This window comes from Actinocorallia aurea, assembly GCF_054783995.1.
Genome location: NZ_BAAGPQ010000006.1, coordinates 251,614 through 266,837 on the forward strand (window position 1 = coordinate 251,614; position 15,224 = coordinate 266,837).

Here is a 15,224-nt window from a genome sequence, read left to right on the forward strand (position 1 = left end):
CCCGATCCGCAGTGGGCGAGAGGAGACGCGTGTGACCCCCGTCCGGCGCCGCGCGGGTACGGCCCTGCTGGCCATCGCCGGTGCGCTGATGCTCGCCGCCCCCTCCTCAGGCGTGCCCGCCGCCCTCCCGTCCGACCCCGACAAGCTCGCCTCCCTCACCAAGCAGATGAGGGAGCTCGACAAGCAGCTCGGCGGCGAACTGGAGGAGCTGAAGGGCATCCAGATCGAGGCCAAGAGGGCGATCAAGCGGCAGGAGGACCTGTCCGACGATCTGGACAAGTCCCGGAACGTCGTCTCACGCCTCGCTTCGAGCCGGTACATGGCGGTCGGCATGGACCCGACGCTCGCGGTCCTCCAGACGGGCGGCGACCCCGGCCAGATCCTCGCCGGCATGGCGATGGTGGAGCACCTGTCGACCAACGAGGCGAACCGGACCAACCAGATCCAGGACCTCGTCGACAGGTACACCGAGGCCGCCAACGAGGCGAAGCTCAAGCTGAAGAAGATGGAGGACACCGTCTCGGATCTGACCAAACGCAAGGACAAGATCCGGACGTTGATCCAGAAGTACCAGCCGACCCCGATGGTCGGGAACAGCGGGCTGACCACCCGTCTGGTCACCCTGCGCACCGCGATCCTCGACGAGTTCGGCTCCTTCCCCATGATCGGCTGCCTCCGACCGGGCGACCCGCAGGACCACGGCACCGGCCGCGCCTGCGACTTCATGGAGAGCACCGGCGGCTCCATGCCCACGGCCGACCGCGTCCAGCACGGCGACGAGGTCGCGGCCTGGGCGATCAAGAACGCGTCGAAGTACGGCGTCAAGTACGTGATCTGGAAGCAGCGGATCTACGACATGCGCTCACCGGGCTGGGCCGCGATGGCCGACCGGGGCGGCATCACCGCCAACCACTACGACCACGTCCACATCTCGGTCTTCTGAGGCCGCTCCGGCCGTCGGCACCCTCGGGCCCGCCTCTCCCCTCGCGAGAGCGGGCCTGTGCCGTCTCCGGACGCCTCAGGGCCTTCCCGGGCATCACGGCCGGTCCGACGCAGGCCGGAAAGCACTCCGCCCTCCCTCCCCTGCCAGTGAAGGCGGAGGAGGAAGGGCCGGGGGGTCGCTCAGGACGTCACTGCTCCATGAGGGCCGGGATCGTCCGGGTGTGCGCCTCGCGCAGCTCGTGCAGCGGGATCGTGAAGGCCCCGTCCACGGTGTAGGAGTCGCCGCCGACGACGCCGATCGTGGTGATCGGCACGCCCGCCTGGGCGCAGATGTCGACGAACCGGGACTCGGCCTCCGGCCGCACCGCGACGACGGCGCGCGCCACCGACTCGGAGAACAGCTCGACGAACGGGTCTCCCTGGAAGGCCACGCGCACGCCCAGGCCGCCGCGCAGCGACGCCTCGACCAGCGCCTGGGACAGGCCGCCGTCGGAGACGTCATGGGCGCCGGACAGCAGGCCCTCCTGCGCGGAGGTGATCAGCACCGAGCCCAGCGCGGCCTCGGCGGGCAGGTTCACCTTCGGCGGAGTGCCGCCGAGGTGCCCGTACATCACGTGCGCCCACTCCGACCCGCCGAACTCGTCGAAGGTCGTGCCGAGCAGGACGAGCTTGTGGCCCTCGGCCGCGAAAGCCATGGCCGTGCGCCGCCGGACGTCCTGGTGCACGCCCAGCACGCCGATGACCGGCGTCGGGTTGATCGGCACGTCGTTCGTCTGGTTGTAGAAGCTGACGTTGCCGCCCGTCACCGGGATGCCGAGCATCAGGCACGCGTCGGCGAGGCCCTCGGTGGCTCGCGAGAACTGCCACATGACGCCCGGGTCCTCCGGCGAGCCGAAGTTCAGGCAGTTGGTGACCGCGAGCGGCTGCGCGCCGGTCGCCGCGACGTTCCGGTAGGCCTCCGACAGCGCGAGCTGGGCGCCCGCGTACGGGTCGAGGCGGGTGTAGCGGCCGTTGCCGTCCAGGGACAGCGCGACGCCCAGGCCCGTCTCGTCGTCGAGCCGGATCACGCCGGCGTTCTCCGGCTGCGCGAGCACGGTGTTGCCGAGGACGTAGCGGTCGTACTGGGACGTCACCCAGTCCTTGGCGGCGAGGTTCGGGGAACCCGCGAGCCACAGGACGGTCTTGCGCAGCTCGTCCCGGTTCGACGGTCGAGGCAGCTTCGTCGGCACGTCGGCCTGCAGGGCGGCCTGGTCGGCGGGGACGGCGACGGGGCGCTCGTACACGGGGCCGTCGTGCGCGGCGGTGCGCGGCGGGATGTCGACGATCACCTCGTCGTGCCACGTCATCACCAGGCGGCCGGTGTCGGTGACCTCGCCGATGACGGTCGCGGGCACCTCGTACTTGGCGCACACGGCCATGAACGCCTCGGCGTTGGCGGGCGTGACGACCGCCATCATGCGTTCCTGCGACTCGCTCATCAGAATCTCCTCGGGCAGGAGATTCGGGTCGCGCAGCGGCACCGCGTCGAGCCGGACGCTCATGCCGCCCGAGCCGCCCGCGGCGAGTTCCGTGGTGGCGCAGGAGACGCCCGCGGCACCGAGGTCCTGGATGCCCTCGACGAGGCCGGCCTGGAACAGCTCCAGCGAGCACTCGATGAGCAGCTTCTCCATGAACGGGTCGCCGACCTGGACCGAGGGCCGCTTGGCCTGCGACTCCTCGTCGAACGTCGCCGACGCCAGGACCGAGGCCCCGCCGATGCCGTCGGGACCGGTGTAGGCGCCGTACAGGATGACCAGGTTGCCTTCGCCCTCGGCGGACGCCCGGTGGATGTCCTCGTGCCGCAGCACGCCGATGCACAGCGCGTTGACCAGCGGGTTGTCCTGGTAGCACGGGTCGAAGACGGTCTCACCGCCGACGTTCGGCAGGCCGAGCGAGTTGCCGTAGCCGCCGATGCCGCTGACCACGCCCGGCAGGACCCGCCGGGTGTCGGGGGCGTCGGCCGCGCCGAGCCGCAGGGAGTCCATGACGGCCACCGGACGCGCGCCCATCGAGATGATGTCGCGGACGATGCCGCCGACGCCCGTCGCGGCGCCCTGGTAGGGCTCGACGAACGACGGGTGGTTGTGCGACTCGACCTTGAAGGTCACCGCCCAGCCCTGGCCGACGTCGACCACGCCCGCGTTCTCGCCCATGCCGACGAGCAGCGCGTCGGTCTTGGGCGCCTTCTCGCCGAACTGGCGCAGGTAGATCTTGGAGCTCTTGTAGGAGCAGTGCTCCGACCACATCACCGAGTAGATCGCCAGCTCCGACGCGGTCGGGCGGCGGCCGAGGATGTCGCGGACGCGGCCGTACTCCTCGTCGTTCATCCCCAGTTCCTTGTACGGCTGGGGCTGCTCGGGGCTCGCCTCGGCGCGCGCGACGCTGTCGGTGCGCGGCGCGGCCGGGTTCGGCGCAGGGGTCGATTCGGGGGTCAGCTCGGTCACTTCGCTCATGCGTTGATCAGGCCCTTGACGATCGAGGTGAAGAAGCCGAGCCCGTCGGTGGTCGGGCCGGTCAGGGACTCCACGGCGTGCTCGGGGTGCGGCATGAGGCCGACGACGTTGCCCGCCTCGTTGGTGACGCCCGCGATGTCGCCGAGCGAGCCGTTGGGGTTCACGTCCACGTACCGGGCGACCACCCGGCCCTCGGCCTCGAGTTCGGCGATGGTCTCCGCGGAGGCGGTGAAGCGGCCGTCCATGTTCTTCAGCGGGACGACGATCTCCTGGCCCTGGGCGTAGTCCGAGGTCCAGGAGGTGTCGGCGTTCTCGATGCGCAGTCGCTGGTCGCGGCACACGAAGTGGCCTCCGGCGTTCGGCATCAGTGCGCCCGGCAGCAGGTGCGCCTCGGCGAGGACCTGGAAGCCGTTGCAGATGCCGAGCACCGGCAGGCCCGCCTTGGCGGCCGGGATCAGCTCGTCCATCAGCGGGGCGAATCGGGCGATGGCGCCTGCGCGCAAGTAGTCGCCGTAGGAGAAACCGCCTGGCAGCACGACCGCGTCCACGCCTTCGAGCGACGTGGACGCGTGCCACAGTGCTACCGGTTCACCCCCGGCGATGCGTACCGCGCGTTGCGCGTCCCGGTCGTCGAGCGAACCGGGAAAAGTGATGACGCCCACCCGGGCCATCTGCACTCCATTGGGTATCCTCGGCCGCCCAGGTCAGGGCCTGCCGTCTCACGCCCAATTTACCGGGCGCTGTGCACCAGTTCGGATTCGAGGCGGCGCATCAGCGCTTCGTCGTGCCAGGTCAGCCGTTTGCGCATGGCGACGCGCACGCCGTCGGGCCGCGCGTCGAGCGTCAGGTCGTCGACGAGCGCGCGCATGATGTTCATGCCGCGCCCGGATTCAGCGAGGTCCCCCGTCTCCGCCGGACGTCGCATCCCGGTGCCGTGATCGGTGATCCGCAGCACGCAGTTCTCGTCGTCTATGGTGCCGTCCACCTCGTACTCGACGGTCGTGGAATGCCGGACGACATTGGTGCACGCCTCGGACGCGGCGACCAGGATGTCGTCTATGCAGTCCTCGGACACGCCAAGTCCGCGCAGCGCGTCACCGAGTACGCGGCGGATGACGGGAACACTCATCGCCTCACGGGGCAATGCGAGTGAGAACTTCATGTCCACCAGGCCCACCTCGGAGAACTCGGACGAAGCTAACACTTCCCCGCGCCCTGTGCCGTAATCGCGGACCTGACGATTCTTTGGTTTAGGCATTGTTGGAACGGAACAACGCCTTGCGCCGCACTTGGCGTTCGATCTGCGTTTATTCCGCGTGCACTTCGAAGTTCTCGATGACCGGGTTCGCCAGCAGCGTCTCGGCGATCTTGCGGACCTTCTCCAGGGCCACCTCGTCGACCGGGCCGTCGACCTCGATCTCGAACCGCTTGCCCTGGCGGACGGCGGCGACGCCCTCGAAACCGAGCTGCGGAAGCTTGCGGGCGATGGCCTGGCCCTGCGGGTCCAGGATCTCCGGCTTGAGCATGACGTCGACGACCACTCGGGCCACTTGTGATTCCCCCTCGTGCGGGCGAGGTGCCCGCACCTGATCAGTAGCTTTGGTATTCATGCGGTTGGACCGCATCGAAAAGCGTACGGCACCTCTGCCGCACTCCCCCCAGGAGCCTCCATGGATGTCTCAGACCTCACCCCTGCGGAGCTCCGTGTCTGGCATGCCTTCCCCACCGGGGAGCTCGTCGACCTGACTCCGAGCGGCGATGAGCCCACCGAGGCGGCGGGCCAGTGGGGGCCGCACCGGCGTGTCCGGGCGGAGGTCATCGCGGCGCTGCTCACCGGCGCGCGCGAGCCGGAGCCCGGCCGGGTGCCCTCGATCAGGTTGGTCGGCGCCTACATCACCGACCTCCTCGACCTCGGCCACGCCCAGGTCGGCGTGCCGCTGTCCCTGACGGCGTGCGTGTTCTCGGAGCCGCCGCGGCTCTACTGGGCGCAGACCCAGTCCGTCCACCTGATCCAGTGCCGCCTGCCCGGCCTGGTCGCCTCGGGCACCCGCGTGGACGGGCACCTCTGGCTGGAGGGCAGCGTCTTCGACGGCGGGCTCTGGCTGGACGGGGCGCACATCAGCGGCATCCTCAACCTGAGCGGCGTCCAGCTTCCCGTGCCCGGCGGCGACGCCCTGCTGGGAGACAGGCTCCAGGTGGAGGCCAACGTCTACTGCGACCGAGGGTTCCGCGCCGAGGGCGAGGTCCGGCTCCCGGGCGCCCGCATCGGCGGCCAGCTGATCTTCCGCGACGCCACCCTGCGCAACCCCGGCAGGCCCGCCCTGTACGCGTCCCGCCTGGACGTGGCCGCGAACGTCTTCTGCGACGAAGGGTTCGTCGCGGAGGGCGAAGTCCGGCTGCGCGGTGCCCGCGTGGGCGGCTACCTGTCGCTGGTCGGGGCCCGGATCACCAACTCCGGGCGGGCGCTCAACGCCGACGACCTCAACGTCGACACCGACGTCTACTGCTCCGACGACTTCACCTGCATCGGCGAGGCGAGCTTCGCCGGCGCCAAGATCGGCGGCCAGCTCAGCTTCAAGGGCGCTCGGCTGGCCAACCCCGACGGCGTCGCCCTGAGCGTCCAGCGGCTGACGTCCGAGGAGCTCCTGCTGCGCCCGGCCGTCCCCGTCGACGGGGTCGTGGACCTCTCCTACGCCCGGATAGGCGTCCTGCGCGACGACTCCATGACCTGGGCGAACTCCCTCCAGCTCGACGGGCTCGCCTACGAGACCCTCGACCCGCCGCTCAACGCCAAGGCCCGGCTCAACTGGATCCGAAGGGACCGGGACGGCTACCAGCCACAGCCTTACGAGCGCCTGGCGGCCACCTACAAGACGCTCGGCCTCGACGCCGACGGCCGGACCGTCCAGCTCGCCAAGCAGCGGGACAGGCGCAGCACCCAGTCCGTCCTGCACCGCGGGTTCGGCTACCTCCAGGACATCCTGGTCGGCTACGGCTACCGGCCCTTCCGCGCCCTCGCCTGGCTTGGCGCCCTCCTCGCGGCCGGAACCGTCATCTTCTCCCTGCACCGCCCCGAAGAGCTCGACCCTGACCAGAACCCGCATTTCAATGCGTTCTTCTACACCCTCGACCTTCTTATCCCTCTCGGATCACTCGGGCAGGAAGGGCTCTTCTCCCCCGAAGGCGCCTACCAGTGGGTGGCGAACGTCCTCGTGGCCGCGGGCCTGATCCTCGGACTGACCGTCGCCGCCGGGGCGACCCGCGCCCTGTCCAGGGAGTAGCGGGGTCCGAGGAGCAGGCAGGGTCCAGGAAGCGGGCGGGCTGCCCTTCGCGGGTCAGGAGAGGGCGAGCAGGCGGAACGGGTCCTCCAGCATGTCGCCCACGCCGCGGAGCACGGCCGAGCCGATCGCGCCGTCCAGGACGCGGTGGTCGAAGGACAGCGCGAGGGTGGCGGCCTTGCGCGGCTTGACCTTGCCCTTGTGGACCCATGGGGTGTCCCGGATCGCGCCCACGGCGAGGATGGCGGTCTCGCCCGGGGTGAGGATCGGGGTGCCCGCGTCCACGCCGAAGACGCCGACGTTGGTGAGCGTGACCGTGCCGCCCGCGAGGTCCTCGGGCGTGGCCTTCCCCGCGCGCGTCCGCTCGGCGAGGCCGGCGAGCGCCGCGGCGAGCTCGGGCAGCGGCAGCGTGTCGGCCTTCTTGACGTTCGGGACGAGCAGGCCCCGGTCGGTGGCGACCGCGATCCCGAGGTTCACGTGCTCCGGCACGACGATCTCGGCGCCGCCCTCTCCCTCTGTCCAGGCGGCGTTGGCGAGGGGATGCCTGCGCAGGGCCACCAGGAGCGCCCGTGCGGCGAGCAGCATCGGACTGAAGTGGATCTCGGCGAACTCGGGCTGGGCGCGCAGCTTCTCGACCATGCGGACCGTCCGGGTGACGTCCACCTGGAGGAACTCGGTGACGTGCGGGGCGGTGAACGCCGAGGAGACCATGGCGGCGGCCATCGCCTTGCGCACCCCCTTCACGGGAACGCGCACGCCTCCTTCGGCCTCCTGCCGCTCCGCAGGGGCCGCCAAGGGCGCGGTGGGCGGGGTAGGCGCGGTGGGGGCCATGGGCGGGCGCTCGCGGGCGGGTGCGGGCGCGGCGGCGCGGACGTCGTCGCGGGTCACCGAGCCGCGCGGGCCGGTGCCGACGACCGCCGCGAGATCCACGCCCAGGTCCTTGGCGAGCTTGCGCACCGGCGGCTTGGCCAGCGCGCGGCCCGTGGCGGCTTCGGCACGGCCGAGCCGCGCGGCCGGCGGCTCTCCTTGACCGTCCCCGTAGGAGGCCGGCTCGCCTTGGCGTGGCGCCGCGGGCCGTGCGGGACCGCCCCCGGGCCGTCCGGAGGCGGGCCCGCTCTTGCGCGGCCGCCGGTGCGTCGCACCCGGTTTCACCCCGTATCCGACGAGCACGGGCGTCCGCGCGGGCGGCGCCTGGGACGACGCGCGCTCCGCCTCCGCGGGCGGGCTCTGTGCGGGTGGGCTCTGTGCGGGTGGACTCTGCGCGGGCGGGGCCGCGGCCGCCTCGGCGTCGGCCTCCTCTACCCCGATGATCGGTGCGCCGACATCGACGGTCTGGCCCTCTTCAGCCAGCAACTCCCGGACGATCCCGGCGAAAGGGGACGGAAGTTCGACGATCGCCTTGGCCGTCTCGATCTCCACGATGGTCTGGTTGACCTCGACCGCGTCGCCCGGCGCCACATGCCACCGGACGATGTCCGCCTCGGTGAGCCCCTCGCCGACGTCGGGCAGGTTGAAGTACTTCACCATGCGCACGTCCGATCCACCGCGTCGAGAATCCGGTCGAGGTCGGGGAGGTAGTGGTCCTCCAGCCGGGAGGCCGGGTAGGGCGTCGCGAAGCCGCCGACGCGCAGGACGGGCGCCTCCAGGTGGTAGAAGCAGGCCTCCGTGACGCGCGCCGCGATCTCTCCGCCGAGGCCGCCGAACACGGGGGCCTCATGGACGACGACGCACCTACCGGTCTTCCGCACGGACGCGTAGAGCGTCTCGGTGTCCAGCGGCGAAAGGGAGCGGAGGTCCACGACCTCCAGAGACCGCTCGTCGGCTTCGGCGGCCTCAAGGCAGGTCTTCACCATCGGCCCGTACGCCAGCAGGGTCGCGTCGGTCCCCTCCCGGACGACCCGGGCATCGCCCATCGGGGCCGCCGGCGCCTCAGGGTCGACGACCGCTTTGTCCCAGTACCGGCGCTTGGGCTCGAAGAAGATCACCGGGTCGGGGCAGGCGATCGCCTGCTGGATCATCCAGTAGGCGTCGACCGGGTTCGCGCAGGCCACCACCCGCAGCCCGGCGGTGTGCGCGAAGTAGGCCTCGGGCGACTCGCTGTGGTGCTCGACCGCGCCGATCCCGCCGCCGCAGGGGATCCGCACCACGACGGGCACCTCCACATGGCCCAGGGAGCGCAGCCGCATCTTGGCGAGCTGGGTGATGATCTGGTCGGCCGCCGGGAAGACGAACCCGTCGAACTGGATCTCGCAGACCGGCCGGTACCCGCGCAGGGCCATCCCGATCGCCGTCCCGACGATGCCCGACTCGGCGAGAGGGGTGTCGATCACCCTTCCCTCGCCGAAGTCCCGCTGGAGGCCGTCCGTCACGCGGAAGACCCCTCCGAGCTTGCCTATGTCCTCGCCCATCAGGACGACCTTGGAGTCGTCCTCCATGGCCCGCCTGAGGCCCGCGTTCAGCGCCTTGGCCATCGTCAGCGTCTGCGCTCCGGCCTCTCGGGCCGTCGTCTCCGGTGCCGTCACCTCAGTCATGGAAACCCGCCAGGTAGGTCTCGTAAGCGGCCTGCTCTTCTTCCAGCAGCCGGTGCGGTGCCGCGTAGACCTGCTGGAAGAGCGCCTGCGGAGGAGGGTCGGGAAGGGCGAGGCACGCGGCGCGCAGTTCGACGGCGGCCTCGGCCACCTGGACCTCGACCTCTTCGAAGAAGGCGGCGTTGGCCAGGCCCGTGCGGGAGAGATACGCCTTCACCCGGGCGATCGGATCCTTCAGCTTCCAGGCCTCGACCTCGTCGGAGTGCCGGTAGCGGGTCGGGTCGTCGGTCGTGGTGTGCGCGCCCATCCGGTAGGTGAACGCCTCGATGAGCGAGGGCCCTTCGCCCGTCCGGGCACGGTCCAACGCGCGGCGCGTCACGGCGAGGCAGGCCAGGACGTCGTTGCCGTCCACCCGCACTCCCGGGAAGCCGAACCCTTGGGCGCGCCGGTAGAGGGGGATGCGCGTCTGCCGCGTCAAGGGCTCGGAGATCGCCCACTGGTTGTTCTGGCAGAAGAACACGATCGGCGCGTCGTAGACGGCTGCGAAGACGAACGACTCGTTGACGTCGCCCTGCGAGGTCGCCCCGTCCCCGAAGTACACCAGGGCCGCGTCGGCGAGGGCCGTCTCGCCCTTCTCCGCGAGGGCGTGGGCGTCGCGCTGGATGCCCATCGCGTAGCCGGTGGCGTGCAGTGTCTGGCTGCCGATGACGATCGTGTAGAGGTGGAACCCGAACTCCTTGGGGTCCCAGCCCGCGTGGTTGACCCCGCGGAACAGCTTGAGGATGTCCAGCCAGGGCAGCCCCCGGCAGTACGCGACACCGTGCTCGCGGTAGGTGGGGAACACCATGTCCGCGGCGCCCAGCGCGCGCCCCGAGCCGATCTGCGCGGCCTCCTGGCCGAGGAGCGAGGGCCACAGCCCCAGCTCTCCCCGCCGGGTCAGCGCGACCGACTCGACGTCGAGGGCCCGCACGAGCACGAGATCCCGATACAGCTCGCGCAGTTGCTGGTCGGAAAGGCTCAAGGGGTAGTCGGGGTGCTCCAGCCGCTCGCCTTCGGGGGTCAGGAGCTGGACGAGTTCGGCGTCCCGGGCGGTGTGCGCGTCTACTGTCACGGCCGCCTCCTTCCTTGAAGGAGGCCTACCCGCCTGACCCCGTCTCAGTCCTTGAGACGCCGCAGTGCACGGGGTTTTTCCTCAGTCGTCGCCGTCATGGGAGGTGTCGCGCCCGGCGGGCCCGTTCGCCCGCGGCGGCCCCTCGCTCCCGAGCTGCCGCGCGAACACGAACTGCAGCAGGAACGAGGCCCCTCCGACGATCATGAGGATCACCCCGATCGCGTTGAGGTCGACCGGCCCGAGATCCGCGTTGACCGCGAACTTCAGGATCGCGCCGAGTGTGATCACAAAAATCGCCACGCCAAAGCCCACCGGCCGGACCCCTCTCGCGCGAACATCCGTCTTCGGTAAAGCCTCTGTACCCACCCAGGCAAGATCCATGATCGCCTCAGCCGTCCAATCTGCGCCACCAGATGACACTTCGGTCACAGCCCGTCCGGTCCCGAGGGGCCGCCACCCCTCGACGATGGCCACGCGCCGGTCGGCGAGCCTTTCCCGGGCCCGGGAACGCGGCAGCCCCCGCCGAGGGCGATCGGCGGGGGCTGACGGTTCCCTCAGAAGGAACTGGTCGTGCGGGCTCTAGAAGGCCGACTCCGGCAGCTCCATGACGTCGAGGGTGGTGTTCTCGGCCATGAGGCGGTCGGAGGTGATGCGCGGCAGGACGTTCGCGGCGAAGAACTGCGCGGCGGCGACCTTGCCGGTGTAGAAGTCGCGGTCGGCGGCGGAGACCTCGCCCGACAGCTTCTCCAGCGCGACGGTGGCCTGGCGCAGCAGCAGCCAGGAGACCACGGTGTCGCCGAGGGCCAGGAGGAGGCGGGTGGTGTTCAGCCCGACCTTGTAGACCTCCTTCGGGTTCTCCAGCGAGCCGAGGGCCGCGTTCACCATGGCGCCGAGGATGCCCTCGGTGTCGGCGACGGCCTGGGCCAGGAGCGCCCGCTCGGCCTTGAGCCGGCCGTTGCCGGACTCGGACGCCGCGAACTCCTTGATCTCGTTCGCGAGGACGTTCAGGGTCGCGCCCTGGTCGCGGAGGATCTTGCGGAAGAAGAGGTCGAGGCCCTGGATCGCGGTGGTGCCCTCGTAGAGGGTGTCGATCTTGGAGTCCCGGATGTACTGCTCGATCGGGTAGTCCTGCAGGAAGCCCGAGCCGCCGAGGGTCTGGAGGGACTCGGCGCCCAGCAACGCGTAGGACCGCTCGGAGCCGAAGCCCTTGACGATCGGCAGGAGAAGGTCGTTCATCTTCTCGGCCTGCTCGTCGTGCCGGCCCTCGTGCTTGGCGATCTGGACCGCGTCCTGGTAGGTCGCGGTCAGCATGACCAGCGCGCGCATGCCCTCGGCGTAGGCCTTCTGCGTGAGGAGCGAGCGGCGCACGTCCGGGTGGTGGGTGATCGTGACGCGCGGGGCGGTCTTGTTGGTCTGCTGGGTGAGGTCCGCGCCCTGGACGCGCTCCTTGGCGTACTCCAGCGCGTTCAGGTAGCCGGTCGAGAGGGTGGCGATGGCCTTGGTGCCGACCATCATCCGGGCGTACTCGATGACCAGGAACATCTGGCGGATGCCGTCGTGCTTGTCGCCGACGAGGGTGCCGACGGCCGGGTGCTTCTCGCCGAAGGTGAGCTCGCAGGTCGTGGAGACCTTGAGGCCCATCTTCTTCTCGACGTTGGTGACGTAGACGCCGTTGCGCTCGCCGAGCTCGCCGGTCTCCACGTCCACGTGGTACTTCGGCACGAGGAACAGCGACAGGCCCTTGGTGCCGCCGACCGCGCCCTCGGGGCGGGCGAGGACCAGGTGGTAGATGTTCTCGGACATGTCGTGCTCGGCCGAGGTGATGAAGCGCTTCACGCCCTCGATGTGCCAGGTGCCGTCGGGCTGCTGGATCGCCTTGGCGCGGCCCGCGCCCACGTCGGAGCCCGCGTCGGGCTCGGTCAGCACCATGGTCGCGCCCCACTGGCGGTCCACGGCGATCTGCGCGAACTTGCGCTGCGCCTCGGTGCCCTCGTTGAAGAGGATCTGGGCGAAGCCGGGACCGGAGGAGAACATGTAGATCGCCGGGTTCGCGCCCAGGACCTGCTCGGCTACGGACCAGATGAGCGACCGGGGCGCGTTCGTGCCGCCCAGCTCGGGGCCGAGGTCGAGGCGGAACCACTCGGCGTCCATCCACGCCTTGTAGGACTTCTTGAAGGACTCGGGCATCTTGACCTCGCCGGTGGCGGGGTCGAAGACGGGCGGGTGCCGGTCGGCGTCCTCGAAGGAATCGGCCAGCGGGCCCGTGGCGAGGCGGTTGACCTCGTCCAGGATGCTGCGCGCGGTGTCCTCGTCGATCTCCGCGAACGGGCCCGTGCCCAGGACGCCCTGGCGGTTGAACACCTCGAAGAGGTTGAACTCGATGTCCCGAAGGTTGGCCTTGTAGTGCCCCATGGGTGACACCCCGTCTAGCTCGTCGGCGGTGCCCATCGGCCCGCTCTACCGGTTAGTAACTACCATGATGCTACCCGTCAGTAACCGGTGACAAGCCTCGGGGCGAACCCCGTTCGGGTGTGACTCATACCACACTACTTGTCGGAGATCATCAGGAACGTTGGGTATGCGCGGAACGACTAAAAGGACAGAGTTCAACGGGAGCCCCCAGCCCGCTACCTAGGAGAAACGACACAGTGGTCTTCAAGAAGCTTCTCGGCGCCCTCGGGGTCGGTGGCCCCTCCATCGAGACCGTCCTGCGGGACTCGAACGTCCGGCCCGGCGGAATCGTCAGCGGCGACATCCACCTCATCGGCGGCGACCGCGAAGCCGACATCCTCGGCGTCAACGTCGCGCTCGTCACCCGCGTGGAGGTGGAGAGCGGCGACAGCGAGTACTCCCAGAACGAGAAGTACGCCAAGGCCCACCTCGCCGGCCGCTTCGAACTCCAGCCGGGCGTCCGCCACAGCTTCCCGTTCCAGCTCGAAGTGCCGTGGGAGACCCCGCTCACCCACATGTACGGCCAGCCGCTGCGCGGCACCACCGTCGGCGTCGCCACCGAGCTCGAGGTCGCCCGCGCCGTCGACGCCACCGACCTCGACCCGATCGCGGTGCACCCGCTGCCCGCGCAGGAGCGCATCCTGGCCGCCTTCTCCAGCCTCGGCTTCCAGTTCCGCAACGCCGACTGCGAGAAGGGCCGCATCTACGGGGTCAACCAGCTCCTGCCCTTCTACCAGGAGATCGAGTTCTACCCGGGCTCCCGCTACGCGCACGCCTTCAAGCAGCTCGAGGTGACGTTCGTCAGCAACCCGGCGAGCACCGAGGTCGTCCTGGAGCTGGACAAGCGCACCATGTTCGGCGAGAGCCACGACAGCTTCCTGCGCTTCACCGTCCCGAACCAGGGCTTCGAGAACAGCAACTGGGAGCAGAGCATCGACGGCCTCCTCCAGCAGGCCGGCCGCAAGCGCGGCTGGTTCTAGCCCCTTGCCGGGAGGCCCCCTGAACAGCGCCGAACAGGAACTGTGGGACGCCTACCCGCGCGGCGAGCTCGTCGATCTCACCGGCCGCCCCGACCGCGAGGTCGGGGCGGCGGTGATCGCCCGCCTGCTGCTCGGCGCGGTCCCCCGCGAAGACGGGTACATCCCCGCGGTCCGCCTGCGCGGCGCCCTGATCACCGGTCTGCTCGACCTCGCCTCAGGCGACGTCGACTGCGAGTTCGCGCTCACCTCTTGCGTCCTCGACACGACCCCGTCCTTCGGCAACACCTCTATCCGTCGGCTCATGTTCCTCGACTGCGCGCTTCCCGGATTCGCGGGCGCCGGGCTGCGCACCGAGGCGGCACTGCGCTTCACCGGCTCGGTGATCGCGGGCCAGCTGACGCTCGACCGGGCCCAACTCGCCGGCGGGCTCGTCCTCAACGGGACGACGATCACCGCGCAGAACGAGAACTTCGCCGTCTTCGCGGGCGACATGGCGGTCGAATCAGGCCTCTTCGCCAGGAACGCCCGCATCGAGGGCGGGATGCGGCTCGCCCGATCGCGCGTCAACGGCGGCGTTTTCCTGGAGGGCGCCGAACTGCTCAATCCGGGCAGATTCGCGCTGGACGGCCAGAACATCGTCATCGGGGACGCGTTGGAGTGCTCCCACGGCTTCCGTGCCGACGGCACCGTCAAACTGCGCGGAGCCCGCGTCGAGGGGACCCTCTCCTTCGACCAGGCCGCGCGGCTCAGCTCCCCCGGCCGCCTCGCGATCCAGCTCTCCCACTCCGACGTCGCCGAGCTCATCCTGACCCCCGCCGCGCCGATCGAGGGCATCGTCTCGCTGTCCTACGCGAAGATCGGGGTGCTGCTCGATCGGACCGACGTGTGGCCCGCGCAGCTGCGGCTGGACGGCGCCGTCTACGAGTCCCTGCGCGTCGGCGATCCCGAGGCGCGGCTGGACTGGGTCGACCGCGACCCCGACGGCTTCCGCGCCCAGCCTTACGAGCAGCTTTCGGCCTGGGCCCTGCGCGACGGCCGCGAGGACCTCGCCCGGCGCGCCCAGCTGATGAAGTTCCGCCGCCGTCGGCGCTCCCAGCCCCTGCGCACGCGGATGTGGGGCGCGCTGCTCGACTACACCGTCGGCTACGGCTACCGCCCGTGGCTCGCCGCCGCGTGGCTCGCCGCGATCATCACCGCGGGGACCGCGATCTTCACCGCGATCCCGCCCCGCCCGATCAAGGAGGCCGCCGAACTCCCGGACTTCCAGGCGCTGATCTACGTCGTCGATCTCCTCATCCCGATCGGCGCGTTCGGCCTGCGCGGAGCCTGGGATCCGGTGGGCTGGACCCAGTGGGCGGCGTACGCAATCATCGCTTCGGGGTGGATTCTCGCAACGGCACTGATCGCGGGCGTGACACGGGTTCTGCGGCCCGCCTGAAGGG

General features: G+C 70.3%; 13 protein-coding genes. 4 read left to right on the top strand and 9 right to left on the bottom strand.

The window, feature by feature from the left end; genetic code table 11:
- Window positions 1–31: 31 nt before the first annotated feature.
- A complete protein-coding gene (locus tag ACYVOM_RS09505) occupies window positions 32–943 on the top strand; it encodes a coiled-coil domain-containing protein (protein WP_460302880.1) in 912 nt (303 codons plus the stop codon).
- A 187-nt stretch (window positions 944–1,130) separates the two neighbouring features.
- Here ACYVOM_RS09505 and purL read toward each other — a convergent pair whose 3' ends face one another.
- The 4 genes from purL to purS form a co-directional block, all read right to left on the bottom strand.
- Complete coding sequence (gene purL / locus ACYVOM_RS09510) at window positions 1,131–3,434, bottom strand: phosphoribosylformylglycinamidine synthase subunit PurL (protein ID WP_460302881.1); 2,304 nt, start codon at window positions 3,432–3,434, stop codon at window positions 1,131–1,133.
- Window positions 3,431–4,105 carry a phosphoribosylformylglycinamidine synthase subunit PurQ gene (gene purQ, locus ACYVOM_RS09515; RefSeq protein WP_460302882.1) on the bottom strand — a complete coding sequence of 225 codons (675 nt, stop codon included), beginning with the start codon at window positions 4,103–4,105 and terminating at the stop codon, window positions 3,431–3,433. Before purQ ends, purL begins: the two co-directional genes overlap by 4 nt.
- Before the next feature lie 59 nt (window positions 4,106–4,164).
- Window positions 4,165–4,596 carry an ATP-binding protein gene (locus ACYVOM_RS09520; RefSeq protein WP_460302883.1) on the bottom strand — a complete coding sequence of 144 codons (432 nt, stop codon included), beginning with the start codon at window positions 4,594–4,596 and terminating at the stop codon, window positions 4,165–4,167.
- 145 nt (window positions 4,597–4,741) lie between these two features.
- Window positions 4,742–4,984 carry a phosphoribosylformylglycinamidine synthase subunit PurS gene (gene purS / locus ACYVOM_RS09525; protein WP_460302884.1) on the bottom strand — a complete coding sequence of 81 codons (243 nt, stop codon included), beginning with the start codon at window positions 4,982–4,984 and terminating at the stop codon, window positions 4,742–4,744.
- Window positions 4,985–5,104: 120 nt separating this feature from the next.
- On the opposite strand from purS, the gene ACYVOM_RS09530 reads away from it, so the two are divergent.
- Complete coding sequence (locus tag ACYVOM_RS09530) at window positions 5,105–6,715, top strand: hypothetical protein (RefSeq protein ID WP_460302885.1); 1,611 nt, start codon at window positions 5,105–5,107, stop codon at window positions 6,713–6,715.
- 54 nt (window positions 6,716–6,769) lie between these two features.
- On the opposite strand, the gene ACYVOM_RS09535 is transcribed toward ACYVOM_RS09530, so the two are convergent.
- The 5 genes from ACYVOM_RS09535 to ACYVOM_RS09555 form a co-directional block, all read right to left on the bottom strand.
- Window positions 6,770–8,239 (bottom strand): dihydrolipoamide acetyltransferase family protein, encoded by a 1,470-nt coding sequence (locus ACYVOM_RS09535; RefSeq protein ID WP_460303003.1) that lies wholly within the window; start codon window positions 8,237–8,239, stop codon window positions 6,770–6,772.
- Window positions 8,233–9,243: an alpha-ketoacid dehydrogenase subunit beta gene (locus ACYVOM_RS09540; RefSeq protein WP_460302886.1), complete on the bottom strand. Its 1,011-nt coding sequence runs from the start codon at window positions 9,241–9,243 to the stop codon at window positions 8,233–8,235. The genes ACYVOM_RS09535 and ACYVOM_RS09540 overlap by 7 nt, the downstream gene beginning before the upstream one ends.
- The gene (gene pdhA, locus ACYVOM_RS09545; protein WP_460302887.1) at window positions 9,236–10,351 is read right to left on the bottom strand and encodes a pyruvate dehydrogenase (acetyl-transferring) E1 component subunit alpha; all 1,116 of its coding nucleotides are present in this window, start codon (window positions 10,349–10,351) and stop codon (window positions 9,236–9,238) included. The genes ACYVOM_RS09540 and pdhA overlap by 8 nt, the downstream gene beginning before the upstream one ends.
- Before the next feature lie 81 nt (window positions 10,352–10,432).
- Complete coding sequence (locus ACYVOM_RS09550; protein WP_460302888.1) at window positions 10,433–10,732, bottom strand: DUF6458 family protein; 300 nt, start codon at window positions 10,730–10,732, stop codon at window positions 10,433–10,435.
- A 198-nt stretch (window positions 10,733–10,930) separates the two neighbouring features.
- Window positions 10,931–12,763 (bottom strand): acyl-CoA dehydrogenase, encoded by a 1,833-nt coding sequence (locus ACYVOM_RS09555; RefSeq protein ID WP_460302889.1) that lies wholly within the window; start codon window positions 12,761–12,763, stop codon window positions 10,931–10,933.
- A gap of 236 nt (window positions 12,764–12,999) precedes the next feature.
- Between ACYVOM_RS09555 and ACYVOM_RS09560 the strand changes: the two genes are divergently transcribed.
- Together ACYVOM_RS09560 and ACYVOM_RS09565 are read left to right on the top strand one after the other, a co-directional pair.
- Window positions 13,000–13,782, top strand: coding sequence for a sporulation protein (locus tag ACYVOM_RS09560; protein ID WP_460302890.1), 783 nt, complete (start codon window positions 13,000–13,002; stop codon window positions 13,780–13,782).
- 4 nt (window positions 13,783–13,786) lie between these two features.
- Window positions 13,787–15,220 (top strand): hypothetical protein, encoded by a 1,434-nt coding sequence (locus ACYVOM_RS09565; RefSeq protein WP_460302891.1) that lies wholly within the window; start codon window positions 13,787–13,789, stop codon window positions 15,218–15,220.
- The last annotated feature ends 4 nt before the right edge of the window (window positions 15,221–15,224 follow it).